Source organism: Allobranchiibius sp. GilTou38 (genome assembly GCF_017565325.1).
Lineage (GTDB): Bacteria > Actinomycetota > Actinomycetes > Actinomycetales > Dermatophilaceae > Allobranchiibius > Allobranchiibius huperziae.
Genome location: NZ_JAGEKN010000008.1, coordinates 130,459 through 154,677 on the forward strand (window position 1 = coordinate 130,459; position 24,219 = coordinate 154,677).

24 protein-coding genes are annotated in these 24,219 nt (G+C 69.6%); 20 read left to right on the forward strand and 4 right to left on the reverse strand.

Annotated features, from left to right (window positions below; all coding sequences use genetic code 11):
* The 4 genes from JOB34_RS12150 (at position 1) to rho (ending at position 5,570) form a co-directional block, all read left to right on the forward strand.
* Positions 1-1,305, forward strand: a complete 1,305-nt coding sequence (locus JOB34_RS12150) for a homoserine dehydrogenase (RefSeq protein WP_208052968.1) — start codon at positions 1-3, stop codon at positions 1,303-1,305.
* Between the two features lie 5 nt (positions 1,306-1,310).
* A complete protein-coding gene (thrC, locus tag JOB34_RS12155) occupies positions 1,311-2,396 on the forward strand; it encodes a threonine synthase (RefSeq protein ID WP_208052969.1) in 1,086 nt (361 codons plus the stop codon).
* Between the two features lie 8 nt (positions 2,397-2,404).
* Complete coding sequence (thrB, locus tag JOB34_RS12160) at positions 2,405-3,313, forward strand: homoserine kinase (protein WP_208052970.1); 909 nt, start codon at positions 2,405-2,407, stop codon at positions 3,311-3,313.
* 208 nt (positions 3,314-3,521) lie between these two features.
* Complete coding sequence (rho, locus tag JOB34_RS12165; protein ID WP_208052971.1) at positions 3,522-5,570, forward strand: transcription termination factor Rho; 2,049 nt, start codon at positions 3,522-3,524, stop codon at positions 5,568-5,570.
* A 119-nt stretch (positions 5,571-5,689) separates the two neighbouring features.
* Here rho and JOB34_RS12170 read toward each other — a convergent pair whose 3' ends face one another.
* Positions 5,690-7,081 (reverse strand): MFS transporter, encoded by a 1,392-nt coding sequence (locus JOB34_RS12170; RefSeq protein WP_208052972.1) that lies wholly within the window; start codon positions 7,079-7,081, stop codon positions 5,690-5,692.
* Between the two features lie 262 nt (positions 7,082-7,343).
* Here JOB34_RS12170 and rpmE point away from each other — a divergent pair, with 262 nt between their 5' ends.
* The 7 genes from rpmE (at position 7,344) to JOB34_RS12205 (ending at position 13,793) form a co-directional block, all read left to right on the forward strand.
* Positions 7,344-7,562, forward strand: coding sequence for a 50S ribosomal protein L31 (gene rpmE, locus JOB34_RS12175; protein ID WP_179482075.1), 219 nt, complete (start codon positions 7,344-7,346; stop codon positions 7,560-7,562).
* Between the two features lie 93 nt (positions 7,563-7,655).
* Positions 7,656-8,744, forward strand: a complete 1,089-nt coding sequence (prfA, locus tag JOB34_RS12180) for a peptide chain release factor 1 (protein WP_208052973.1) — start codon at positions 7,656-7,658, stop codon at positions 8,742-8,744.
* Positions 8,744-9,601 (forward strand): peptide chain release factor N(5)-glutamine methyltransferase, encoded by an 858-nt coding sequence (prmC, locus tag JOB34_RS12185; RefSeq protein WP_208052974.1) that lies wholly within the window; start codon positions 8,744-8,746, stop codon positions 9,599-9,601. The genes prfA and prmC overlap by 1 nt, the downstream gene beginning before the upstream one ends.
* 170 nt (positions 9,602-9,771) lie before the next feature.
* Positions 9,772-10,089, forward strand: a complete 318-nt coding sequence (locus JOB34_RS12190; protein ID WP_208052975.1) for a hypothetical protein — start codon at positions 9,772-9,774, stop codon at positions 10,087-10,089.
* A gap of 152 nt (positions 10,090-10,241) precedes the next feature.
* Positions 10,242-10,532 carry a hypothetical protein gene (locus JOB34_RS12195; RefSeq protein ID WP_208052976.1) on the forward strand — a complete coding sequence of 97 codons (291 nt, stop codon included), beginning with the start codon at positions 10,242-10,244 and terminating at the stop codon, positions 10,530-10,532.
* A gap of 79 nt (positions 10,533-10,611) precedes the next feature.
* Positions 10,612-12,234: a GMC family oxidoreductase N-terminal domain-containing protein gene (locus JOB34_RS12200; RefSeq protein WP_208052977.1), complete on the forward strand. Its 1,623-nt coding sequence runs from the start codon at positions 10,612-10,614 to the stop codon at positions 12,232-12,234.
* Complete coding sequence (locus JOB34_RS12205; RefSeq protein WP_243758032.1) at positions 12,231-13,793, forward strand: aldehyde dehydrogenase family protein; 1,563 nt, start codon at positions 12,231-12,233, stop codon at positions 13,791-13,793. Before JOB34_RS12200 ends, JOB34_RS12205 begins: the two co-directional genes overlap by 4 nt.
* A 116-nt stretch (positions 13,794-13,909) precedes the next feature.
* Here JOB34_RS12205 and JOB34_RS12210 read toward each other — a convergent pair whose 3' ends face one another.
* Positions 13,910-14,467, reverse strand: coding sequence for a pentapeptide repeat-containing protein (locus tag JOB34_RS12210; protein WP_208052978.1), 558 nt, complete (start codon positions 14,465-14,467; stop codon positions 13,910-13,912).
* 8 nt (positions 14,468-14,475) lie between these two features.
* Positions 14,476-15,903 carry an amino acid permease gene (locus JOB34_RS12215; protein WP_208052979.1) on the reverse strand — a complete coding sequence of 476 codons (1,428 nt, stop codon included), beginning with the start codon at positions 15,901-15,903 and terminating at the stop codon, positions 14,476-14,478.
* Between the two features lie 202 nt (positions 15,904-16,105).
* Between JOB34_RS12215 and JOB34_RS12220 the strand changes: the two genes are divergently transcribed.
* Genes JOB34_RS12220 through JOB34_RS12235 form a run of 4 tightly spaced genes read left to right on the forward strand, consistent with a single transcriptional unit; the run spans position 16,106 to position 19,957 of the window.
* Positions 16,106-16,603 carry an SRPBCC family protein gene (locus JOB34_RS12220; protein WP_208052980.1) on the forward strand — a complete coding sequence of 166 codons (498 nt, stop codon included), beginning with the start codon at positions 16,106-16,108 and terminating at the stop codon, positions 16,601-16,603.
* 49 nt (positions 16,604-16,652) lie between these two features.
* On the forward strand, positions 16,653-17,102 hold the full coding sequence (locus JOB34_RS12225) for a helix-turn-helix transcriptional regulator (RefSeq protein WP_208052981.1): 450 nt from the start codon (positions 16,653-16,655) through the stop codon (positions 17,100-17,102).
* Positions 17,103-17,107: 5 nt separating this feature from the next.
* A complete protein-coding gene (locus JOB34_RS12230; protein ID WP_179482055.1) occupies positions 17,108-17,518 on the forward strand; it encodes a VOC family protein in 411 nt (136 codons plus the stop codon).
* Between the two features lie 39 nt (positions 17,519-17,557).
* A complete protein-coding gene (locus JOB34_RS12235; protein WP_208052982.1) occupies positions 17,558-19,957 on the forward strand; it encodes an excinuclease ABC subunit UvrA in 2,400 nt (799 codons plus the stop codon).
* A 15-nt stretch (positions 19,958-19,972) separates the two neighbouring features.
* Here JOB34_RS12235 and JOB34_RS12240 read toward each other — a convergent pair whose 3' ends face one another.
* Complete coding sequence (locus tag JOB34_RS12240; RefSeq protein WP_208052983.1) at positions 19,973-20,284, reverse strand: antibiotic biosynthesis monooxygenase; 312 nt, start codon at positions 20,282-20,284, stop codon at positions 19,973-19,975.
* Between the two features lie 59 nt (positions 20,285-20,343).
* Here JOB34_RS12240 and JOB34_RS12245 point away from each other — a divergent pair, with 59 nt between their 5' ends.
* The 5 genes from JOB34_RS12245 (at position 20,344) to JOB34_RS12265 (ending at position 24,216) form a co-directional block, all read left to right on the forward strand.
* Positions 20,344-21,009, forward strand: a complete 666-nt coding sequence (locus tag JOB34_RS12245) for a TetR/AcrR family transcriptional regulator (RefSeq protein WP_208052984.1) — start codon at positions 20,344-20,346, stop codon at positions 21,007-21,009.
* A gap of 4 nt (positions 21,010-21,013) precedes the next feature.
* Positions 21,014-21,685, forward strand: coding sequence for a GNAT family N-acetyltransferase (locus tag JOB34_RS12250; RefSeq protein ID WP_208052985.1), 672 nt, complete (start codon positions 21,014-21,016; stop codon positions 21,683-21,685).
* Positions 21,682-22,014, forward strand: coding sequence for a GNAT family N-acetyltransferase (locus JOB34_RS12255; RefSeq protein ID WP_208052986.1), 333 nt, complete (start codon positions 21,682-21,684; stop codon positions 22,012-22,014). Before JOB34_RS12250 ends, JOB34_RS12255 begins: the two co-directional genes overlap by 4 nt.
* A 112-nt stretch (positions 22,015-22,126) precedes the next feature.
* Positions 22,127-23,224 carry a PLP-dependent cysteine synthase family protein gene (locus tag JOB34_RS12260; protein ID WP_208052987.1) on the forward strand — a complete coding sequence of 366 codons (1,098 nt, stop codon included), beginning with the start codon at positions 22,127-22,129 and terminating at the stop codon, positions 23,222-23,224.
* A 65-nt stretch (positions 23,225-23,289) separates the two neighbouring features.
* Positions 23,290-24,216: an L-threonylcarbamoyladenylate synthase gene (locus JOB34_RS12265; RefSeq protein WP_208052988.1), complete on the forward strand. Its 927-nt coding sequence runs from the start codon at positions 23,290-23,292 to the stop codon at positions 24,214-24,216.
* Positions 24,217-24,219: the final 3 nt, after the last annotated feature.

The window sequence follows — 24,219 nt, forward strand, 5'->3', positions numbered from 1 at the left end:
GTGAGCGAACCCGTGCGGGTGGCCCTGCTGGGCTGCGGAGTGGTGGGCTCGGCGGTCGCGCGACGGCTGCAGGAGCGGGCCGGCGAGTTCGAGGCGCGCATCGGCGCGCCGCTGCAGATCATCGGCGCGGCAGTGCGCGACATCGAGAAGCCGCGGCCCGAGTCCGGTTTGTCGCATGACCAGTTCACGACGGACGCAAAGGGATTGGTGGCGCGCGCCGATCTGGTGATCGAGTTGATGGGCGGGCTCGAGCCCGCCCGCGAGCTGCTCCTGCATGCGATGTCGTCCGGCGCCGGCGTCATCACCGCCAACAAGCTGCTGCTGGGAGAGAACGGCCCGGAGTTGTACGAGGCCGCCGAGCGCTCCGGTGTCGACTTCTACTACGAGGCCGCGGTCGCCGGCGCGATCCCGCTGTTGCGCCCGTTGCACGTGTCCCTCGCCGGCGATTCGGTGCACCGGGTGACCGGCATCGTCAACGGCACCACCAACTTCATCCTCGACAAGATGGACCGCACCGGCGCCGAGCTCGCCGACGTGCTGCGGGAGGCACAGGAGCTGGGGTACGCGGAGACCGACCCGACGGCCGACGTCGAGGGGTACGACGCGCGCGCCAAGGCCGCGATCCTGGCCTCGCTCGCCTTCCACACCCGGGTGTCCAGCCGCGAGGTGCACTGCGAGGGGATCATGGCGATCACCTCCGAGGACATCCGCGCCGCCCGGATGACCGGGCACGTCATCAAGCTGCTGGCCATCTGCGAGCGGGTGACCGATGCCGACGGCGACGCCGCCCTCAACGTGCGGGTGCACCCCGCGCTCATGCCCCGTTCGCACCCGCTGGCCTCGGTCCGCGAGGCCTACAACGCCGTCTTCGTGCAGACCGAGCTGGCGGGCGAGCTGATGTTCTACGGACCGGGTGCAGGTGGTGACCCCACGGCGTCGGCCGTGCTCGGGGATGTCGTGCAGGCCGCCCGGCACCGGGTGAGCGGGGGTCGGGGCCCGGGGGAGTCGGCGTACGCCGGCCTTCCGGTCCAGAGCATCGGCTCCGCGCTGACCCGCTACTTCATCCGACTGGAGGTCGACGACCGACCGGGCGTGCTGGCGCAGGTCGCGAATGTCTTCGGGGCAGAGGGTGTTTCGATCGAGAGCATGCGCCAGGGCGTCGCGCGGTCCGACACCGGTCGCGCCACCCTGCACCTGGTCACCCACGAGGCCACCGACGCCGCGCTCGCGCGCACGGTCGACCTGCTGCGGGTGCACGACGACGTCACAGCCGTGGCCTCGGTCCTGCGAGTCGAAGGAGCCTGATCCACGTGGCACATCTGTGGAGGGGCGTCATCCGCGAGTACGCCGACCGGTTGCCGATGCTGGCGGGCGCGCCGATCGTCACCCTCGGCGAGGGCGGGACCCCGCTCATCCCGGCGGAGCACCTGAGCGAGCTGGTCGGCGCGCAGGTCCACGTGAAGTTCGAGGGACTCAACCCCACCGGGTCGTTCAAGGACCGCGGGATGACCGCGGCGATCTCGATGGCCGCCAAGGCGGGCGCCAAGGCCGTCATCTGCGCCTCCACTGGCAACACCAGCGCCTCGGCCGCCGCGTACGCGACCAAGGCCGGGATGACGTGCGGCGTGCTGGTCCCGGACGGCAAGATCGCGATGGGCAAGCTGAGCCAGGCGATCGCCCACGGAGCCGAGTTGCTCCAGGTGGCAGGCAATTTCGACGACTGTCTCACCCTCGCGCGCAAGCTGGCGGAGTCCTATCCCGTCGAGTTGGTCAATTCCGTCAACCCGGCCCGCATCGAGGGCCAGAAGACGGCCGCGTTCGAGGTGGTCGATGTGTTGGGCGATGCACCGGACATCCACTGTCTTCCGGTGGGCAACGCCGGAAACATCACGGCGTACTGGAAGGGCTACCGCGAATACGCAGGATTGACAGGCGAACCGGCGGTCGCGACTCGTACGCCGGCAATGTGGGGATTCCAGGCCGCGGGCGCGGCGCCGATCGTCAGGGGCCACCCGATCGACGAGCCGGACACCATCGCCACGGCGATCCGGATCGGCAACCCGGCGTCCTGGAAGCAGGCCGAGCAGGCGCGCGACGACTCCGGCGGCCTCATCGACATGGTCACGGACGAGCAGATCCTGGCCGCCCACCGCCTTCTGTCCAGCCGGGAGGGCATCTTCGTCGAGCCCGGATCCGCGGCGAGCGTCGCAGGTCTGCTGCTGATGCACGAGCGGGGCGCGGTGCCCGCCGGCGCCACCGTCGTGTGCACCGTCACCGGGCACGGCCTGAAGGATCCGAGCTGGGCCCTGAAGACCGCCGACGGCGCGGACATCCAGCCCACGAAGGTCTCGGTCGACGCCGTCTCTGCGGCCGCGGCCCTGCGGCTCGAAGGCTGAATCGGCAGATGGCACAACAGTTCCCATTGGGCCGTAAGGTCCGCGTCGAGGTCCCGGCAAGCACCGCCAACCTGGGACCCGGCTTCGATTCGATCGGCCTCGCGCTCGGCCTCGGAGACGTCGTCACGGCGGAGGTCGTGGCCTCGGGGCTGCACATCAGCGTGGACGGCGAGGGTGCCGGCGTCGTGCCCGACGACGAGACACACCTGGTGTGGCGCTCGATGCGCACCGCATGGGAGCGGTTGGGAGTCGCGAGCCCAACGGGCCTGAAGCTGCACTGCCACAACGGTGTTCCGCATTCTCGCGGGCTCGGGTCCTCGGCCGCTGCCATCGTGGCCGGAGTCGCTGCGGCGTTGGCCCTGGTCGACCCGCGTCTGGACGACGCGGCCCGGCATACGGTCAGCGACATCGCCGGTGACCTCGAGGGTCACCCGGACAACGCGTCGGCGAGTGTCTACGGCGGCCTGACGGTCTCGTGGCGATCGGGGGACCAGTGGATGACGACCTGCCCGCCGGTGCACCCGGACATCGAGCCGGTGCTCTTCGTCCCCGACGCCACGCTCTCGACCGAACGGGCGCGCTCGGTGCTGCCGGCCGACGTCCCGCTCGGGGACGCCGCGCAGACCGCAGGGCGCGCAGCACTGTTGATCGAGGCCATGACGCGTCGGCCGGATCTGCTGCTCGCCGGGACCGCGGACTGGCTGCACCAGGAGGCGCGCCGTGCCTCCTATCCGTCGACCATGGAGTTGGTCGACGCGCTGCGGGCGCAGGGGCACGCCGCCGTGGTGTCCGGTGCAGGCCCGTCCGTGCTGGTGCTCACCACCCGCACCCGGGCCGCCGCGGTGCTCGCGGACGACCGCTGGGCGAGGACGACCCCGGGAATAGCCGAGGGCGGCTTGCGCGTTTTTTCGCTCTGAGCCGCACGACGGTGTAAGTTTGCATTGCACATCACACCCAAGGCCGCGTGACGAAGTCCGGGCCTGTGAGTGCATCACCATTGCGAAGAACCCATCGCCGGGCTACCTCGGGCGGCTCTCCGCAAGGAAAATCGTGGCTGCCGAAAGTGCTTGCCGCGCAATCTGATAACCGGCTCAGCCGGTTTCTGACGAGGGGGAAGGAACCTTCGTGACAGACACCACCGAACTTGCCGCGCCCGAGCAGGGCGCGCCTCGTTCCACCGGCTCGCTCAGCGCTCTGAAGCTGGACGAGTTGAAGCAACTGGCCTCGACCATGGGCATCAGCGGCACGTCCAAGATGCGCAAGAGCGACCTGTTGACCGCCATCCGCGAGCGGGGTCAGGGGAACACCGCAGCCGCCACGACCGCTCCGCGCCGTGAGCGCGGCCGGGTCACAGCGCCCGCCACCACTCCCCAGTCGGCGCCCCCCGCGCCGGCCGTGCAGGCACCTGCCCGCGCCGAGCAGGACAGTGCTCCCGAGGCGACGTCTGCACCGGAGCAGTCGCGTACGGCGCCCGATGTCACCGATCGCGCGCAGCGGAACGGCCGGACCGTCCAGACCCGCCAGGACGACGAGCCGCGTCGCGCCCGCCGTGACGAGGGCGACCGCTCCTCCGGTGAGCAGTCCGGCAACGACCGTCGTGACCAGCGTGACCAGCAGGGCTCGAACGAACGAACCGAGAACCGCGGCAACGACAACCGTGGTGATGACGGCCGCGGCAACGACAACCGTGACGGTCGCCAGGGCGGCAACGCCCAGCAGGACAACCGGAGCGACCGGGGCAACGAGAACCGCGGCGGCAACGACCGCGGCAACGACAACCGTGGCGGCCGCCAGGGCGGCAACACCCAGCAGGACCGCGGCAACCGCGGTCAGGGCAACGCCGGCCAGAGCCGTAGCAACCAGGGGCAGGGCAACCAGGGCAACCAGAACAACGCCGGTGGCCGTGGCGGCGACGACTGGAACGACGAGCGGGGCGGCCGTCGTCGTCAGCGCGGTCGCGACCGCAAGCGCGGCCGTGGCGCCGACGACTTCGGCGACGTGGACACCCAGGTGCGCGAGGACGACGTCCTCGTGCCCGTGGCCGGCATCCTCGACCTGCTCGACAACTACGCGTTCGTGCGCACCACCGGCTACCTGCCGGGGCAGAGCGACGTCTACGTGCCGATCAACATGGTCAAGAAGAGCGGCATGCGTAAGGGCGACGCCATCACCGGCGCGGTCCGGGCGCTGCGTGAGGGCGAGCAGCTGCCGGCGCGTCAGAAGTTCAACGCGCTGGTCCGTCTCGACACCGTGAACGGCATGACGCCCGAGAAGGCGCGCGAGCGGGTCGAATTCGGCAAGCTGACGCCGCTCTACCCCCAGGAGCGTCTGCGCCTGGAGACCGAGTCGAACATCCTGTCCACCCGGATCATCGACCTCGTCGCACCGATCGGTAAGGGCCAGCGTGGTCTCTTCGTGGCGCCGGCCAAGGCCGGTAAGACGATGATCATGCAGGCCGTGGCCAACGCCATCACGGTCAACAACCCCGAGGTCCACCTCATGGTGGTGCTGGTCGACGAGCGGCCCGAAGAGGTCACCGACATGCAGCGCGCCGTGAAGGGCGAGGTCATCGCCTCGACCTTCGACCGGCCCGCCACCGACCACACCCAGGTCGCCGAGCTCGCCATCGAGCGCGCGAAGCGGCTGGTCGAGCAGGGCCTGGACGTCGTCGTCCTGCTGGACTCCATCACGAAGCTGGGACGCGCCTACAACCTCGCCGCACCGGCGAGCGGGCGCATCCTGTCCGGTGGTGTGGACAGTGCCGCGCTCTACCCGCCGAAGAAGTTCTTCGGTGCGGCGCGCAATATCGAGTTCGGCGGCTCGCTGACCATCCTCGCCACGGCGCTCATCGAGACCGGGTCCAAGATGGACGAGGTCATCTTCGAGGAGTTCAAGGGCACCGGCAACATGGAGCTGCGGCTGTCCCGGATGCTCTCCGAGCGCCGGATCTTCCCCGCGGTCGACCTCAACGCCTCCAGCACCCGCCGCGAGGAGATCCTCCTCGCGTCCGACGAGCTGAAGATCATGTGGAAGCTGCGTCGCGTGCTCGCCGCGCTCGACCCCCAGCAGGGCATCGAGTTGCTGCTCGACCGGTTGAAGAAGACCAGGAGCAACACCGAGTTCCTGATGCAGGTGCAGCAGACCAGCTCGATCAAGCTCGACGACGAGGACTGACCTCTCACCCCGCCGTTGTCAGCGGATCTCTGGTGCATACGCCGGTGATCCGCTGACATCCGGCGGCGGGAACGACGAAACGTCGCCCCACCGATTCGGTGGGGCGGCGTTCGCGTTTATCAGGCCGCCGTGGGGACGACCGGTACGGCCTTGCGGTGCGTCAGGTCGCGGTGCGAACTCTCGGTCAGCGACTGACCGTTGGTCTCCGGCGCCCACATGTAGGAGATGATCCCGCCGCCCAGGGAGACGACGCCCAGGATGACGAGCACGGTGGGTGTGCCGAAGTCGTCGTTGACGATCGGGAGCATGAACGTCCCGATCGCCGCGGCGACCCGGCTGGTGGAGCTGGCGACGCCCAGCCCGGAGGCGCGGACCGAGCTCGGGAACACCTCCGAGGGGTAGATGCCCGTGGTGATGCTCATGATCCCGTAGGAGAACAGGTAGCCGAAGTAGGCGACGACACCGAAGACGAGCGGCAGTTGGGAGTTGAGCGCGGCGAGGAAGAGGAAGACCGCGCAGACGAACATCGGGATGATCGTGATGGGGCGACGACCGACCCGGTCGATGTACTTCCAGGAGATGGTCGCGCCGATCAACGCCACGATCGTCCCGAGCAGCGCGCCGAAGAGAGCGTCGCGAAGGCCGAGCGACTTCAGGATCGTCGGACCGAAGAAGGTCAGCGCGAAGTAAGGCATCACGATGGCGCTCCAGGACATCGACACGAAGAGGGTGCGACGGATGTACTCCTTGGAGAAGAGCAGCCGGTAGTTGGTCTCCTGCGGCTCCTCCTCGCTGAGGTCGCCGACGTCGCGGACCTGCAGCTCCTTGCGGTAGATCCGCTTCGCCTCGGTGTCACGACCCTTGCTCATCAGCCAGCGCGGCGACTCCGGCAGGCCGTGGCGGATGAAGAGGCAGATGACCGCGGGCACGACGCTGGCGCCGAGGATCAGTCGCCAGCCGCCTGGCCAGTAGGAGTTGATGGCGTAGCCGATGATGTAGGCGATCACGTAGCCGACGTTCCAGCTGATCTCCAGCAGGCCGAGGTAGTTGCCCCGGTCCTTCTTCTGGGAGAACTCTCCGAGCAGCGGGGACCCGATCGCGTAGTCGCCGCCGACGGCGACTCCCATCACGACACCGAGTACGAAGACCTGCCAGGCCGATTGCACGAAGAAGAGCGCGAAGGCGCAGCTGCTGAAGAGGATCAGGTCGAAGGTGAACATTGGCTTGCGGCCGATCTTGTCGGTGATGTAGCCGATGATCAGGCCGCCGAAGAAGGTGCCGATGAGCACCGATGCGGAGATCCAGGAGTCCCAGTGGCCCGTGACGTGCAGCTCGTCGTGGGCGCGGCCCGCCATGGCCGCGGCGAAGGTCGCGAAGACGAAACCGTCGATGAACATCCCACCGCCGGTGGCCACCGTCATCTTGCGCAGGAAGTGCCGCACGGGTGGGGTCAGCGGCGCCTCGTGGTCCCTGCGCAGGGCATGTTCCGGCGGTGAAGTGGCAGTGGTCATGGGTACAGGAGCACCCCTAAGGGGGGTGCGGCGCACAACCGGCACCCGTACTCGATACCCACGGGTAGTAGAATGACCGCGCCTACGGACGGCCCCCCGAAGGCCGCTTCCGACGGCCCGTGACGCCGAGGAATAGCACCTGCCACGGCATCGTTTAGGAAGAGGTCAGAGGTTCTGGCAGAATGGCCCGCTGGCCACCGGTTCACGCGTCGCGCACATCGTGCGAGCGACCCGGAGGCAATCGACAGCTAGGAGAAAACCCGTGAAGAAGGACATCCACCCCGCGTACGGTCCCACGACCGTCACCTGCACCTGTGGCGCGACGTTCGAGACCCGCAGCACCGCCGAGGGCGGCACCATCACTGCGGAGACCTGCTCGCAGTGCCACCCGTTCTACACGGGCAAGCAGCGCATTCTGGACACCGGTGGCCGCGTGGCCCGCTTCCAGGAGCGCTACGGCAAGAAGGCCGAAGCCAAGTAGCTCCTCCGACGCGCCGGCTCCACCTCTCCAGGTGGGGCCGGCGCGTTGTTTGTGTCCCGTGACACCTGACCGACCGTCTCGAAGGAGTTCGCCGTGTTGGAATCCGCCGCCGCCGTCGCGCAGGAGTACGCCGACCTCGAGGCCCGGCTCGCCGATCCGGCGATCCATGCCGACCCCACGGCCATGCGCAAGCTCAACAAGAGGTATGCCGCGCTGGCTCCGACCGTCGCCGCGTACCGCGCCTGGCTCGCTGCCGGCGACGATCTCGGTGCCGCGCGCGAGCTGGCGCAGGAGGACGAGTCGTTCGCGGCCGAGGTGCCGTCCCTGCAGGCGCGCTTCGACGGCGCCCAGGACGCGCTGCGCAAGCTGCTCCTGCCGCGCGACGAGGACGACGACCGTGACGTGATCCTCGAGGTCAAGGCCGGTGAGGGCGGTGAGGAGTCGGCGCTGTTCGCAGGCGATCTGGTGCGGATGTACCTGCGGTACGCCGAGCGTGCCGGGTGGCGCGCCGACCTGGTCGACGCCACCGAGTCCGACCTCGGCGGGTACAAGGACGCCCGGCTGCAGGTGCGCGCCAAGGGCACCATGGACCCGGGCACCGCGCCGTGGGCGCTGCTCAAGTACGAGGGCGGTGTGCACCGCGTACAGCGCGTCCCGGTCACCGAGAGCCAGGGGCGCATCCACACCTCGGCGGCGGGCGTCCTGGTGATGCCGGACGTCGACGACGGTGACGACGACGAGATCGAGTTCGGACCGAACGACCTGAAGGTCGACGTCTACCGCAGCTCCGGTCCGGGCGGGCAGAGCGTCAACACCACCGACTCGGCGGTCCGCATCACCCACCTGCCGACCGGCGTCGTCGTCTCGTGCCAGAACGAGAAGAGCCAGCTGCAGAACAAGGAGTCGGCGCTGCGGGTGCTCAAGGCCCGACTGCGGCAGATCCGTCAGGACGAGCGGGACGCCGAGGCGTCCGCCGCGCGCAAGAGCCAGGTGCGCACGGTCGACCGCAGTGAGCGCATCCGCACCTACAACTTCCCGGAGAACCGGATCGCGGACCACCGCACCGGCTACAAGTCCTACAACCTGGACGCCGTGCTCGACGGCGACCTCGGCGCGGTGGTCGCCTCGGCGGTCGAGGCCGACGAGTCCGCGCGGATGGCAGCGGTCGCCGACCGCGACTGATGAACGAGCTTCGCCTGCTGCTGCGCGATGCGTCGCTGCGGCTCTCCCACGCCGGAGTCGGGTCGCCGGACACCGACGCGATCGCGCTGCTCGCGCATGCCTGGTCCACGGACGTCGCGGAGGTACGCCGCGCCGAGGTGCTGGGCCGGATGCCCGACGGCGTTGTGCTGCAGCGGTTCTCGGCACTGATCGACGAGCGTGCCACGAGGGTGCCGCTGCAGCACCTCACGGGACGCGCGGCGTTCCGGCACCTTGAGCTCGCTGTGGGGCCGGGGGTCTTCGTGCCGCGGCCGGAGACCGAGATGCTCGTCGACCTCGTGGCGCCCACCCTGCGCTCGATCGCCGCCCCGGTCGTCGTCGACCTGTGCGCCGGGTCCGGTGCGCTCGCGCTCGCGGTGAAGGACGAGCATCCGGCCGCGGCGGTGTACGCCGCCGAGCTCTCGCCGGACGCGTGCGCATGGGCGCAGGCCAATCGCGACCGGCTCGGGCTGGACGTGCGGATCCGATGCGAGGACGCGCTCACGGCGTTCCCCGAGCTCGACGGACAGGTCGACGTGGTGCTCAGCAACCCGCCGTACATCCCCGTTGGGATGGTGCCGATCGACCCCGAGGTGCGCGACCACGACCCGCAGATCGCGCTCTACGGCGGCAGTGAGGACGGTTTACGGATCCCGTTCCAGGTGGCGGCGCGGGCGGCTCAACTGCTGCGGCCGGGCGGTCTCCTGGTGATGGAACACGCATCTTCGCAGGGGCATTCGCTACCCGCCCGCCTGTCGACCCAGGGCCTCTGGGACGACGTCGCCGACCATCGCGACCTCACGGCACTTCCCCGTGCGGTGAGTGCGCGTCGTCGGTGAGATACGGCGCGCGTAGCGGCGCGTTCCTCGTTGCTTGCAGCACAGGTCGTATCGGGCAAAACACGCCGTTCGCCGGTAATCCAGAAATGATGGTCGCGGGGCGCAGCGCCCCATCGGGGTCGGGACGCGTCGGGTCCCCGGCGGATCTCACAGGGCCGACCGGGCTCGCCATGGACGGCAGGGGCGATGTGTTCGTCGAGCACAGCACGCCGAGTCCGCAGATCGCCAGGATCGCGCGCTCGGGCGCACGCACGGTGGTGGCGAGGGCGGCTTGGGAGTTCACCGCCGACCGGGCGGGGAACGTCTCGCAGATCACGGCCATCGGTCATTCGTCGACGACGATCGTCAGCTACCCCGCCTCCGGAACGCACTCGACGTCGCGCTCCGTCGTCCTCAACAGCACCGCGATCGAGAAGATCGCTGCAGGAGCCCAGGGGGTGGTGTACATCGAGGAGAACGCCACCGGGGAAACGTATTTCGACTACTGAGTACGGCTTGCTGCCGGCTCGACGACCCCGACGTTCATCGGCGACGCCGACCACTTCGACGTGCCCGGAGTGGCCCCGAGGGCAGCTTCTACCGCGCCGTGACGGGGAGTTGCTTCGGTTCCCACACCCACTGCGCCCCGGGGTATTCGCAGGTGCAGCAGATCGGGCGCTATCCCGCAGGCGGCGGGACTCCGACGGCGGTGCTCGCGACGGGATTCACCACGACGTACAACCCGCGTCTCGGTGACCTGCAGGTCGACGGCGCCTCGAACGTCTACGTCAGCGCAGAGGACGATGCCACACCGCGTCTGCTCAAGCACGCACCGACGGGCGGCTCGCCGCGGACGCTCCTCACCGGCCACTCACGGACCTCGCGGTCGGTTGAGGGGCGAACCCCGGCGGCGGACGGGGTTCGCGCCACCGGTGTCGAGGAAGGCTACTGACGCGTAGGGTGAGGTCGGTCACAACCCGGTCGGCGTCATTCCGGCCGCGGTTCGCTCGTCATCGTGGCCAGGAGGCTTCATGCACGACACCTACGACTACGTCGTCATCGGCGGCGGGAGCGCGGGGTGCGTGCTCGCCGCCCGGCTGACGGAGGACCCGGGCACGACCGTGCTCCTGATCGAGGCCGGTGGAGAGGCGGACGCCGACGAGATCAGCATCCCGGCCGGATTTCCCTCCCTCTTCCGGACGCGGTGGGACTGGAACTACCACACGACCGGGCAGAAGCAGTTGGACGCGCGACCGACGTACTGGCCGCGGATGAAGGCGCTCGGCGGCTGTTCGTCGATGAACGCGATGATCTACATCCGCGGCAACCGAGTCGACTACGACACCTGGCGTGACGCGCACGGCGCCACCGGCTGGGGGTATGACGACGTTCTGCCGTACTTCAAGCGCGCAGAGCACAATTCGCGGCTCGGCGACCCGTTCCACGGGCAGGACGGCCCGCTGTACGTGGAGGACCGGCGCTACGACCACGAACTGAACGACGCGTGGATCGCCTCCGCCGTCGCCTCAGGAATGGGCGCGAACGACGACTTCAACGGTGCCCGCCAGGAGGGTGCCGGTTTTTACCAGGTGACCTGCAAGGGCGGCCGTCGCTGGTCCACCGAACGTGCGTACCTGGAGCCCGCCCGCGGCCGCACCAATCTCGAGGTCATCACGGGCGCGATGGTGGAGCGTATCGAGCTGGACGGGGATCGCGCGGTCGGAGTGACGTTCGAGCACCTGGGGGAGCGGCGCACGGCGCGGGTCGATGCTGAGGTGCTCCTGTGCGCCGGGGCGATCAATTCACCGCAGCTGCTGATGCTGTCCGGGATCGGACCGGGCGGGCACCTGCGGGAGACCGGCGTCGACGTGCGCCACGATCTGCCCGGGGTGGGGGCCAACCTGCACGACCACCCGTTCGTGCCGCTGATCTGGGAGACCAAGGGCACCACGGATCTGCTGGAGTTCAACACGCTGCCGAACATCCTGAAGGCCAAGGCGCTGGGCCGGGGGCCGCTGACGTCCAACGTCGCCCAGGCCGGAGCCTTCTTCCACAGCCGGGAGGGGCTGGCGGCGCCGGATCTGCAGGTGCACTTCACCCCGACGGGCTTCTGGGACAACGCTGCCCACGAGTCCGGGTCGCGCAAGGTCTCGATCGGTACGACGCTGGTGAGCGTCGCCAGCCGCGGGCAGCTGCGGCTCCGGTCGGCCGACCCGTCGTGGCATCCGAGCATCGACCCGGCGTATTACGACGACCAGCGCGACCTCGACGCGATGCTCGCGGGGTGCGAACGGCTGCTGGACGTCGCGAACTCCGGTCCGCTCGCGACGTACCTGGATACGCCGTTCATGCCCGACACGGCCGCGCCGAGCACGGAACAGCTCGAGGCGCACATCCGTCGGGAGACCCAGACGCTCTACCACCCGGTCGGCACCTGCGCGATGGGCGAACATCCCGACGCCGTCGTCGACGCCGAACTGCGCGTGCACGGGCTGACCGGCGTGCGCGTCGTGGACGCCTCGGTCATGCCCGAGGTGCCCCGCGGCAACACCAACGCCCCGACCATCATGATCGCCGAGCGCGCCGCGGACCTGCTCCGCGGCCGCGCCTCGAACCCGTCCCACCGCCTCGCCGATGCAGGAGTGAACCGATGAGCACAGCCATGGCAGACACCGCGACCGACGCCGCCGAACAGGAGCCGCGCACCTTCGAATCGCTGAACCCGGCCACCGGCGACGTGGTCGGCGTCCACGCGATCGACGACGAGGCGACGGTCCGCGAAGCCGTACGTCGCGCCCGTGCCGACGCCGCATGGTGGGACGAGCTGGGATTCGACGGCCGCCGGGAGATCCTCGGCAAGTGGCGCGGGGTCATCGCCCGGCGGATGGGCGAGCTCGCGGCCGTGGTGCACGACGAGACCGGCAAGCCGCACGCCGACGCGCAGTTGGAGATCGGCCTGACGGTCGATCACCTGGCGTGGGCGGCCGGGCACGCGCGCAAGGTCCTGGGCCCGACCAAGTCCTTCGCCGGCCTGTTGATGGCCAACCAGTCGGCCGTCGTCGAGCACCGGCCGCTCGGTGTCATCGGCGTGATCGGGCCGTGGAACTACCCGGTCTTCACCCCCATGGGGTCCATCGCGTACGCGCTCGCAGCCGGCAACTGCGTCGTCTTCAAGCCCAGCGAGCTGACCCCGGGCGTGGGCGAGTGGCTGGCCGCGTCGCTGCGCGAGGTCGTGCCGGACCGCGCGCTGCTGCAGGTGGTGACCGGTCTCGGCGAGACCGGCGCCGCCCTGTGCACCGCCGGTGTCGACAAGCTGGCCTTCACCGGTTCGACCGAGACCGGCAAGAAGGTGATGGCCGCCTGCGCGCAGACCCTCACCCCGGTGATCGTCGAGGCCGGAGGCAAGGACGCTCTGCTGGTGGACGAGGACGCGGACGTGGCCTCCGCCGCGGACGCTGCCGCGTGGGGTGCGTTCTCCAACGCCGGCCAGACCTGCATCGGCGTGGAGCGGGTCTACGTGCACGAGCGGGTGTACGACTCCTTCGTCGACGCCCTCGTGGCTCGCGCCCAGAACGTGCACCCCGGCGGCGGCCCCGGTGCCCACTACGGCCCGGCCACGCTGCCCAAGCAGCTGGACCTCATCCGCGGGCACATCGACGACGCACTCGCGTCCGGTGGTCGAGCGCTGGTCGGTGGGGAGGGCGCGGTCGGCGACCGGTTCGTGCAGCCGACCGTGCTGGTCGACGTACCGGAGGACCGCCCCGCGAACACGGACGAGACCTTCGGTCCGACCATCACCGTCAAGAAGGTGGCCTCCATGGACGAGGCGGTGCGGCTGGCGAACGCCACCCGTTACGGCCTCGGCTCGACCGTCTTCTCCAAGGCGCACGGCACGGAGATCGCGCGTCGTCTCCGCTGCGGGATGACGGCCGTGAACGACGTCATCTCATTCGCCGCCATCCCCTCGCTGCCCTTCGGCGGCGTCGGTGACTCCGGCTTCGGTCGCATCCACGGCCCGGACGGGCTGCGCGAGTTCACCTACGCCAAGGCGATCGCGTCGCGGCGGATGAAGCCGGTGATGCTCCTGACCACCTTCGACCGCACCGCGAAGCAGGACTCGACGTTCGCCCAGCTGATCACCGTGATGCACGGCCGGGCCACCACGATGCAGCGCCCGGCTGCGGTCGTGAGCAGGCTGCGCAGGTCCCGCTGACCGCTCGCTCCGAGGTCGTGTGGGGGTTCTGCGTCTGCGGCCAGGGCTGCAGCACTGGCCGCAGACGCAAACTGCGCACCGCGCACCCCGGCGCGCGAACCCCCGCCCGTTCGGTCTCAGAGGACGGTGGCACCCGCGAGATCACGGACGATGGCCGCCGCCTGCGTGGTGGTGATGATCGCGCCGCGCAGGGCGCGCATCCGGTCGAGGTCGCACGGGCCCAGGCCGGCACCCCGCAGGTCGGCGTGCTCCAGCTGCGCCTCGGCCAGGTCCGCGCCGCTCAGGTCACACCCGTCGAAGATGCACGACCGCAGATCGGCGCCGCGCAGGATGGCTTCGGTGAACCTCGTCCCGGACACGTCCGCATGAGCCAGCGGTGCACGGATCAGGTTGGCTGCGAACGCGTTCGAGCGACTGATCGTGAACCCGAAGCCACCGACGCCCTCGAAGTCGACGCCCATCAGGCGACATCCGCTGAACGACGCACCCCCCAGAGCAGCACCGCGCAGGTCGGCGTTGTCCAGCACACACTCCTCGAAATGCACCTCGGTGAGGTCGACACCCCGCAGGTCGATCTCCCGCAGATCGCAACGGACCAGTCGCACCGCCTCCGTTGCGCCGTTCACGATCTCCCGCAGCGCGGGACCGTCGTAGCTCTCGTCGACGAGCTGCACCGGTCCCCTCAGCCGTCCTCGGTCTGTACGGCGACACCCTCGCCGACCTTGCTGTGCTTGTAGCCGTAGAACGCGTAGATGATGATGCCGAGCAGCGCCCACACCACGAACCGCAGCCAGGTGACCGGCTCCAGCTTGCTGATCAGCCAGATCGAGAACGCGATGCCGATCAACGGGGTGACCGGCATGCCCGGTGTCTTGAAGGTGCGGGGCAGGTCCGGCGAGCGGTAGTGCAGGACGATCACGGCGGCGGACACCACGATGAACGCGAGCAGGATGCCGATGTTGGTCAGCTCGGCTGCGTCGCCGATGGGGACGAAACCGGCGATGGCGGCCGACACCACGCCGATGATCCAGGTCGGCCGGTGCGGTGCGTGGAAGCGGTTGGTCTTGGCGAACCACCCGGGGAGCAGCCCGTCGCGGCTGATCGCGAAGAACACCCGGGAAGCGCCGAGCATGAAGCCGAAGAGCACGGTGAGGATGCCGATGATGGCGCCGATCGCGACCACGTCGGCGAACCGGTCGAGCCCGACGGACTTGAACGCTGTGGCGAATCCGCTGGTGGTGCTGATCTTGTCGTACTTCTGCATGCCGGTGAGCACCGTGCACGCCAGCAGGTAGAGCACCATCGAGATCGCCAGCGAGAGCATGATCGCCTTCGGCAGGATCCGCGTGGCGTCCTTGGACTCCTCCGCGGCGGTGCTCATCGCGTCGTACCCGAACACAGCGAAGAACACTGTGGCAGCACCGGTCACTGCGCCGCCGAAGCCGTACGGGAAGTAGGGGTGCAGGTTGCCGCCCTTGATGTAGAACGCGCCGACGACGACCACCGCGATGACGATGGCCACCTTGACGACGACCAGGACGGACTCGGCGCGCGCGCTGGATCGGATGCCGCGGTTGAGCAGCACCGCGATGAGTAGGCACAGGATCATCGCGAAGAGGTCGACCTTATGGCCCGATCCGGTGCCGGGCGCGCCCAGCATCCAGACGGGAAGGTGGGCGCCGAAGTCGTTCAGCAGGAACGAGAAGTAGCCCGAGATGCCGATGGCAACCACGGCCACGATGGCCGTGTACTCCAGGAGCAGGTCCCACCCGATGAGCCAGCCGACGAGCTCGCCCAGCACGGCGTACCCGTAGGTGTACGCCGACCCGGCCGCCGGGATCAGCCCGCCGAACTCGGCGTAGGAGAGGGCGGCGCACGCGGAGGCGACGCCCGCGATGATGAAGGAGATGCTGACCGCCGGGCCGGCGACCCCGTTGGCGACCGTCCCGGCCAGGGAGAAGATGCCGGCTCCGATGATGGCGCCGATCCCGATGGCGGTGAGCTGCCACAGACCGATCGAGCGCTCCAGCCCGCCGGCCTCCTCGTGACTGACGATCGGCTTGCGGCGCAACACCCCCTGCCGCGGCGCGATCTTCTGGTCACCGGCCATCACGTACTCCCGTCCCCGCAGGTACACCCGGTCCGGCGCGCCCGTGCTGTGAGCCTAGCCACGCGGCGGTCGGTTCGCTCTGGTGCGAGCCCCGGGTGATGTGTACGGTGTCCACATCGCGACCGGCCGGCCGCCCGCGTCTCTTCCGGAGGATGCCTGCGGCGGACCTCATCCCTCAATGCGTTCTGGCACAGGAGATCTCATGGTCGATGGCACTGCCGAGCAACTGAGCGTCACCCGGTTCGTCGACGCACCACCAGCAGCCGTCTTCGACGTGCTGGCCCATCCGACACGGCACCAGGAGACCGACCCCGCGCCCTGGAGATGGGTCCGCGAACCCGAGCAGACCGACCCCATCACGCACGCGGGGCAGGTCTTCACGATGAACATGTACCTGGAGCGGGTCGGCGGCGACTATCGGATCGACAACATGGTCACGGCGTTCGAGCCGCCGCGGCTCATCGCCTGGAGACCGGGCAGCGTCCGCGACGGCGAGCTGCACCTCGGCGGCTGGGAGTGGCGCTACGACCTCGTTCCCGAGGGCGAGGGCACCCGGGTCACCCTCACCTACGACTGGGGCGACACCTCTGCCCAGACCCGCAAGGACTTCGGTCGGATGCCCCCCTGGCCGCCGGAGTACCTGCAGGAGTCGATCGACCAGCTCGCCACCACGTGCGAATCGGCGCGGACCGGCCGGTGAGCCCCATGACGGCGAGCGCGCACCAGATCGGCGTGGCACGATCGCGCAGATGAACGACAGCCCCGATACGCAGGCGCAACTGCGCACGCTGATCCTGCTGCGCCGGGTCCGGGACCGGATGGACCGGGAGTACGCCCAGCCCCTGGACGTCGAGGCGCTCGCGCGCGGGGTGCACATGTCGGCCGGCCACCTCAGCCGCGAGTTCCGCACGGCGTACGGCGAGTCGCCGTACGCCTATCTGATGACCCGGCGGATCGAGCGTGCGATGGCGCTGCTGCGCCGCGGCGACCTCAGCGTCACCGACGTCTGCTTCGCGGTCGGTTGCTCCTCTCTCGGCACCTTCAGCAGCCGGTTCGCCGAGTTGGTCGGTGTGCCGCCCAGCACCTACCGCCGTGAGGTGGCGTCCGCGACGTCGGGCATCCCGTCGTGTGTGGTGAAACAGGTGACCAGACCGGTCAGGAATCGAGAAGCCCGTCTCGCGGCGGCGGATCTAGCGTGAGCGCCATGGACATCACCATTCACAACGCCTTCCTGCCCCAGACGGATCCGGCCGCGACGCTCACCTTCTATCGGGACGTCCTCGGTTTCGAGGTCCGGAACGACGTCGGCTACAACGGGATGCACTGGATCACGGTCGGGCCCGCCGGTCAGCCCGGCACGTCCATCGTGCTCTTCCCGCCGGGCGCCGACCCCGGTGTCACCGACGAGGAGCGCCGCACCATCACCGAGATGATGGCCAAGGGCACTTTCGCGATCATCACGCTGGCCACGCCGAATCTGGACGAGACCTTCGATCGTCTCCAGGCGGCGGGCGCCGAGGTCGTGCAGGAGCCGATCGAGCAGCCGTACGGTGTGCGCGACGCTGCGTTCCGGGACCCGTCCGGCAACCTGATCCGGATGAACGAGGTCCACTGAGCGGTCGGTGCGGAGAACGCGCCGGCAGAGGGAGACACGATGAGCACGGCCTCGGGGCGACGGCGCACGCCGGCGCCGTCCTCGACACCGCATGCCGCCGACCAGCACGACCTGATCACGGTGCGGGGCGCCCGGGTGAACAACCTGAAGGACGTCAGCGTGCAGATCCCCAAACGCCGGCTGACGGTCTTCACAGGGGTGTCGGGCTCGGGGAAGAGCTCGCTGGTCTTCGGGACGATCGCCGCCGACTCCCAGCGTTTGATCAACGAGACCTACAGCGCGTTCGTGCGGGGCTTCATGCCCACGCTGGCGCGCCCCGACGTCGACGTGCTCGACGGCCTCACGACGGCGATCGTGGTGGGGCAGGAGCGGATGGGTGCCGACGCGCGGTCCACGGTGGGCACCGCGACGGACGTCAACGCGATGTTGCGGGTGCTCTTCAGTCGGGTCGGCACGCCGTACGTCGGCTCGCCCCAGGCGTTCTCCTTCAACGTGGCCTCGATGAGCGGCGCCGGGGCGGTGACCATGGAGCGGGGCGGCCGCACGACCAAGGAGCGGCGCAGCTTCAGCGTCACCGGCGGCATGTGTCCGCGGTGCGAGGGCCGAGGATCGGTGACCGATTTCGACCTGACCCAGCTGTACGACGCGGACCGCTCGCTCAACGAGGGCGCCCTCGTCATCCCGGGTTACAGCATGGACGGCTGGTACGGCCGGATCTTCCGCGGCTGCGGCTTCTTCGACCCCGACAAGCCGATCGAGAAGTTCACCAAGAGGGAGCTGGACGCACTCCTTTACAAGGAGGCCACCCGGATCGAGGTCGACGGGATCAACCTGACCTACGAGGGGATCATCCCGAAGATCCGAAGGTCCTTCCTGGCCAAGGACATCGACACCCTGCAGCCGCACATCCGCGCGTTCGTGGAGCGGGTGGTCACCTTCTCCACCTGCCCCGACTGCGGCGGGACCCGGCTCACCGAGGAGGTCCTGGCCAGCACCGTCGGCGGGCTCAACATCGCCGAAGCGTCGGCCATGCAGATCAGCGATCTCGCGGAGTGGGTGCGCGGCCTGGACGAGCCGACCGTCGCTCCGCTGCTGCAGTCGCTGGGGGAGTCGCTGGACTCCTTCGTCGAGATCGGTCTCGGCTACCTCAGCCTCGACCGCCCGTCGGGCACCCTGTCCGGCGGCGAGGCGCAGCGCGTGAAGATGGTGCGCCATCTCGGGTCCTCGCTCACCGACGTCACCTACGTCTTCGACGAACCGACCATCGGGCTGCACCCGCACGACATCCAACGGATGAACGAGCTGCTGCTCCGGCTGCGGGACAAGGGCAACACCGTGCTGGTCGTGGAGCACAAGCCCGAGACCATCCAGATCGCCGACCACGTCGTCGATCTCGGCCCGGGAGCGGGTACGGCGGGTGGCGAGGTCCGCTTCGAAGGCACCGTCGCGCAGCTGCGAAAGGCCGACACCGCCACCGGTCGTCACCTGCAGGACCGTGCGAGCATGAAGGAGCAGGTACGCGCTGCGACGGGCGCGCTGGAAGTGCGAGGAGCAGACCTGCACAACCTGCAGGACGTCGACGTGGACGTCCCGCTCGGTGTGCTGGTCGCCCTCACCGGCGTCGCCGGATCCGGCAAGAGCTCCCTGGTCACCGCCGCGCTCGCGGGCCAGGACGGTGTCGTGACGATCGACCAGAGCCCGATCAAGGGTTCACGGCGCAGCAACCCGGCGACGTACACCGGCCTGCTGGACCCGATCCGCAAGGCCTTCGCGAAGGCCAATGGCGTGAAACCCGCTCTCTTCAGCTCGAACTCCGACGGTGCGTGCCCGGCGTGCAAGGGAGCCGGCGTGATCTACACCGATCTGGCGATCATGGCCGGAGTGGCCACGACGTGCGAGGTGTGCGAGGGCCGGCGCTTCCAGACGGCGGTGCAGGAGTACCGACTCGGTGGCCGCGACATCAGCGAAGTGCTGGAGATGTCGGTGACCGACGCCGAGCGGTTCTTCGGGGAGGGCGACGCCGCCGTCCCGGCCGCGCACACGATCCTCGAACGGCTGGTGGACGTGGGGCTCGGGTACCTCACCATCGGGCAGCCTCTGCCCACTCTGTCGGGCGGCGAGCGGCAGCGGCTGAAGCTCGCGACCCACCTGGGCGAGAAGGGCGGCGTCTTCGTGCTCGACGAGCCGACTGCCGGGCTGCACCTGGCCGATGTCGAGCGTCTGCTCCAGCTACTGGACCGGCTGGTCGACTCGGGCAAGACGGTGGTCGTGGTCGAGCACCATCAGGCCGTCATGGCGCACGCGGACTGGATCGTGGATCTGGGGCCCGGCGCCGGCCACGACGGCGGCCGGGTCGTCTTCGAGGGCACGCCGGCCGCTCTGGTCGGCACCCGGTCCACCCTCACCGGTGAGCACCTCGCGGAGTACGTCGCCGGCTGACAGCCGGCGTCCCGCTCAGGAGATCAGCTCGGCCGAGCCCTCGTGCACGATCTCGAAGAGCCCGGGAGTGGAGCGGAACGCCCTCCACTGCGGCTTGCCCACAAGCGCCCGGAAACCGTCGTCGTGTGCCTCCTGACACGCCCGCGGGCTCTCCCACTCGGCGGTGTTGATGAAGCGGAAGCGTGCGTCGTCGGCAAGCGCGCGGTGCAGCCGGTGGCTGACGTACCCGGGCTTGCGTGCCATGTACGCGTTGACCTCACGCCACAGCGACAGGAACTCCTCGTCGCGCGACGCCGGCACCTCGAAGCAGTTGAGGAAGTGGACCATGATCAGCCTCTCGTTAGATGCACGTGTGTGCAATGAGTGCATATAGGTATACTCCGAGGGTGAGTTCCCGTCAACGCACGATGTCGGACCGATCCGCCGAGCCCGCGTCGGGCGGGCGCGCCGCACAACGTCGGCGCACCCGTGCGGCGATCCTGGAGGCGACGACCGCGCTCATCACCGGGGGCGGCACGCCCTCCGTGGACGAGATCGCGGCCGCCGCGGACGTGTCCCGACGCACGGTCTACCTGTACTTCCCGACCCTCGACCAGTTGCTGCTGGACGCCACGGTCGGAGCGCTCAGCGCAGGCGAGGTGCAGACCGCGCTCTGCGACGATGACGACGCGCCGGCCCGCGTCGATTCGCTGGTGCGCGACCTGGTGCGGACCGCAGAGAGCACGCTTCCGTTGGGGCGCAAGATCATCCGGCTGACGGTGGACGCGCCGGCCGCGGATCACCCTGATGCTGCCGAGGGCGCCGCTCGCCGCGGGTACCGGCGCCTGGAATGGGTGCAAGCCGCCGTCCAACCGATGCGGCACCGGCTCACGCAGGAGCAGTACGAGCGTCTCGTCGCGGCGCTCACGGTCGTGATCGGATGGGAGTCGATGGTGGTGTTGCGCGACGTCGACGGCCTCGGGCCGCGCCGGGAGGAGGAGGTGCTGCGATGGATGGCCGAGTCCCTCGTCCGGGGCATGCTCGCGGAGGCGGACGACGCTGTCGGAGGATGACCCCATGAGCGAGCCCCGGATCGTGGCAGTGGACCCGTCGTCCCCCATTCTGCGCCAGTGGCACGAGGTCCTGCGGGCCGCGTACACGCAGGGGCAGGGGCCGATGTGGTGGATCTCGCTGGCGCACCAGCTCTACTCGGCCGAGCACCCGCACCCGCGTAGAACCCGCTCCAGGTACGCCGCCCTCGACGGCCCGCGGCTCGTCGGCGCCCTGGAGCTGGTCTCGGCCGTGGGCGACCCGGCCGAGCCCGTCCAGGTCGAGCTGGCCGTCGCCCCGGAAGCCCAGGGACGAGGCATCGGTCGTGACCTTGCCTCGTACGCGCTGCAGTTCGCTAAGGAGCGCGGTCACTCCACCCTGCAGACGGAGGTGCACGTGCCCGGCGCGCAGGCCCTCGAGGCGACGCGGTCCGGACGGTTCCTGCGCGACCAGGGCTTCCAGGTCGGCAACGTCGAGGACAGGCTGCTGCTCGACCTGCCGTGGGACGGTCACGGGGAGGTCGATCCACCCTCCGCAGAGGTACGCGTGCAGTCGTGGGTCGGCGCGTGCCCGCAGCGGTACGAGCTTGAGTGGGCGGCCCTCAAGCAGCAGATGCAGGAGGACCACCCGGTCGGGGACCTGACCCGGAGCGACACCCGGATCGACGTCGAGCGGATGCGCGGGACGAGGGCCGGATGATCGAGCGGGGCTGGATCGTGCTGCGCAGCATGGCGCTGCTGCGGGACCGCCCGGTGGGTTTCACCGAGATGTTCCTCGACGCCGACGAGCCGGCGATCGTGGTGCAGGACTCGACGCTGGTCGACCGGGCGGCCCGGGGCAAGGGAGTCGGCCGGTCGCTGAAGGCCGCGAACCTGCACCAGCTCGAGCGGATCACGGCCGACACCGCAGCCGGGGCGCACTACGTCCAGACCTGGACGTCGCAGTCCAACGCCCCGATGCTGGCACTCAACAGGCAGTTCGGCTTCCGTGTGGCGGGCACGATGCACGATGCCGAACGAGCGGTGTAGGGCCTCCTCCGCCGTCGCAGGTTCGCGCGGTCCCGGGCGAGATGGATAACGGCCTGTTGGGCGACGTCGGCGGTCGGCGGCGGGCAGTTTCCCTCTCCTAGACTCCTGCGGCATGTCCATCACCCAGCCGCAGCACGGCTGTCCGAAGGAGCGGTCCTGGGTCGCGGACGCCGTACGCAAAGTCGCAGCAGACGCCAACAGGTCGGCCGACACTCACCTGATCCCGTTGCGCCTGGCCGGTTTCGACGGGATCGACGTCTACTTCAAGGACGAGTCGACCCACCCGACCGGAAGTCTCAAACACCGCCTGGCGCGCAGCCTCTTCCTCTACGCCCTCTGCAACGGGTGGATCCGCGAGGGGTCGACCGTCGTGGAGGCGTCGAGCGGTTCGACCGCGGTCAGCGAGGCGTACTTCGCGCAGTTGCTGGGCCTGCCCTTCGTGGCCGTCATGCCGCGCTCGACCAGTGCCGAGAAGATCGTGCTCATCGAGCGGTACGGCGGCCGCTGCCACTTCGTGGACGACGCCGGCGCCGTCTATGCGGCCGCGGAGCAGATCGCGCGGGAGTGCGGCGGGCACTATCTCGACCAGTTCACCTACGCCGAACGGGCGACCGACTGGCGCGGCAATAACAACATCGCCGAATCCATCTTCGATCAGATGCGGCTGGAGCGGCATCCGCAGCCGGCGTGGATCGTCGTGGGCGCTGGTACCGGAGGCACCAGCGCGACGATCGGACGCTATCTGCGCTACCAGGGCATCCCGACCCGGCTGTGCGTCGTCGACCCGGAGGGCTCCGCGTTCTTCGGGGGCTGGGTGGACCGCGACGCCTCCTACGTCACCGGCCGGGGTTCGCGGATCGAGGGCATCGGGCGCCCGCGCGTCGAGCCGTCGTTCCAGCCGCAGATCGTGGATCGGATGATCCAGGTGCCGGACGCCGCCTCGATCGCGGCCGTTCACCTGTTGCGCGAGCGCACCGGCCTGTTCGCGGGCGGGTCCACCGGCACGAACCTGGTCGGGGTGCTCGAGCTGGCATGCGAGATGAAGGCGCGGGGGGAGACCGGCAGCATCGTCACGTTGCTCTGCGACGGCGGCGAGCGCTACAGCGCGACCTACTACGACGAGGACTGGCCGGCGGCGAGGGGTCTGGACCCGGCGGCGCACCGTGCGATGTTGCAACGCGCGATGGATGAAGGGTTGTGGCGGACGTAGTCGAGCCCAGCGCCGACCATTAGCCTGGAGCCTCCCACCCGGCCCACACCTGCAGGAGTCCCTCGTTGAGCCCCGTCTTCGACTGCGCGAATCCGCAGACCCGGGAGGACGGTCTCGACGCTGCGAAGTCCGCACTCGACCTGGGTGAGTGCGTCGTCCTCCCGACGGACACGGTCTACGGCATCGGCGCCGACGCGTTCAATCCCTCGGCGGTGCAGAAGCTGCTCGACGCCAAGGGCCGAGGCCGCGAGATGCCCCCGCCGGTGCTCGTGCCGGGGCTCCCGACGGTCGACGGACTGGCGATGTCGGTGCCGTCGTACGCGCGACGGCTCATGGAGCGCTTCTGGCCCGGCGGACTCACGCTGATCCTGCGCGCGCAGCCCTCGCTGGCCTGGGACCTCGGCGACAACAACGGCACCGTCGGGTTGCGGATGCCCGACGACGAGGTCGCCTTGGCGCTGCTCGAACGGGTGGGCCCGATGGCGGTCAGCTCCGCCAACCGGACCGGCAAGCCGACCGCGACCACGATCACCGAGGCCGGATTCGCCCTCGGCCCCTCTGTGGAGGTCTACCTCGACGGCGGTGAGCGCAGCGGCGCCGAACCCTCGACCATCCTGGACTGCACGAAGCCCGACCCGGTGCTGCTGCGGGCCGGCGCGATCGGCACCGATGCGCTGCGCGAAGTGCTGGCGGGTGTGGAGCTGATCGAGCCCTCCACCGGGAACGGGGTCAGCCTCTCCAAAGCGCCCGCCGACGATCAGGACGGACCCGAGCCGCTCGATCTGTCGCAGACCGAGCCCGAAGGCACGCCCGACGGCGATGTGGACGCCGGTATCGACCCCGTGTTCGTGCCGCCGCAGGACGGCACGTTGCCTGCGAGCGACCTCCCGCAGGACGGTGCGCCGTCCGCCGAGGTGCCCTCGCCCGACCTACCCGCCCCGCCCTCGGACCACACCGACGGCACCCGTTCCACTCCAACGTCCGACGCCTAAGGT

Coding starts and splice junctions, on each gene's coding strand:
- thrB (WP_208052970.1), top strand. CDS start 2,405: ATGGCACAACAGTTCCCATTGGGCCGTAAGGTCCGCGTCGAGGTCCCG.
- JOB34_RS12170 (WP_208052972.1), bottom strand. CDS start 7,081: ATGACCACTGCCACTTCACCGCCGGAACATGCCCTGCGCAGGGACCAC.
- prmC (WP_208052974.1), top strand. CDS start 8,744: ATGAACGAGCTTCGCCTGCTGCTGCGCGATGCGTCGCTGCGGCTCTCC.
- JOB34_RS12190 (WP_208052975.1), top strand. CDS start 9,772: ATGGACGGCAGGGGCGATGTGTTCGTCGAGCACAGCACGCCGAGTCCG.
- JOB34_RS12200 (WP_208052977.1), top strand. CDS start 10,612: ATGCACGACACCTACGACTACGTCGTCATCGGCGGCGGGAGCGCGGGG.
- JOB34_RS12205 (WP_243758032.1), top strand. CDS start 12,231: ATGAGCACAGCCATGGCAGACACCGCGACCGACGCCGCCGAACAGGAG.
- JOB34_RS12215 (WP_208052979.1), bottom strand. CDS start 15,903: ATGGCCGGTGACCAGAAGATCGCGCCGCGGCAGGGGGTGTTGCGCCGC.
- JOB34_RS12220 (WP_208052980.1), top strand. CDS start 16,106: ATGGTCGATGGCACTGCCGAGCAACTGAGCGTCACCCGGTTCGTCGAC.
- JOB34_RS12225 (WP_208052981.1), top strand. CDS start 16,653: ATGAACGACAGCCCCGATACGCAGGCGCAACTGCGCACGCTGATCCTG.
- JOB34_RS12230 (WP_179482055.1), top strand. CDS start 17,108: ATGGACATCACCATTCACAACGCCTTCCTGCCCCAGACGGATCCGGCC.
- JOB34_RS12235 (WP_208052982.1), top strand. CDS start 17,558: ATGAGCACGGCCTCGGGGCGACGGCGCACGCCGGCGCCGTCCTCGACA.
- JOB34_RS12240 (WP_208052983.1), bottom strand. CDS start 20,284: ATGGTCCACTTCCTCAACTGCTTCGAGGTGCCGGCGTCGCGCGACGAG.
- JOB34_RS12250 (WP_208052985.1), top strand. CDS start 21,014: ATGAGCGAGCCCCGGATCGTGGCAGTGGACCCGTCGTCCCCCATTCTG.
- JOB34_RS12255 (WP_208052986.1), top strand. CDS start 21,682: ATGATCGAGCGGGGCTGGATCGTGCTGCGCAGCATGGCGCTGCTGCGG.
- JOB34_RS12260 (WP_208052987.1), top strand. CDS start 22,127: ATGTCCATCACCCAGCCGCAGCACGGCTGTCCGAAGGAGCGGTCCTGG.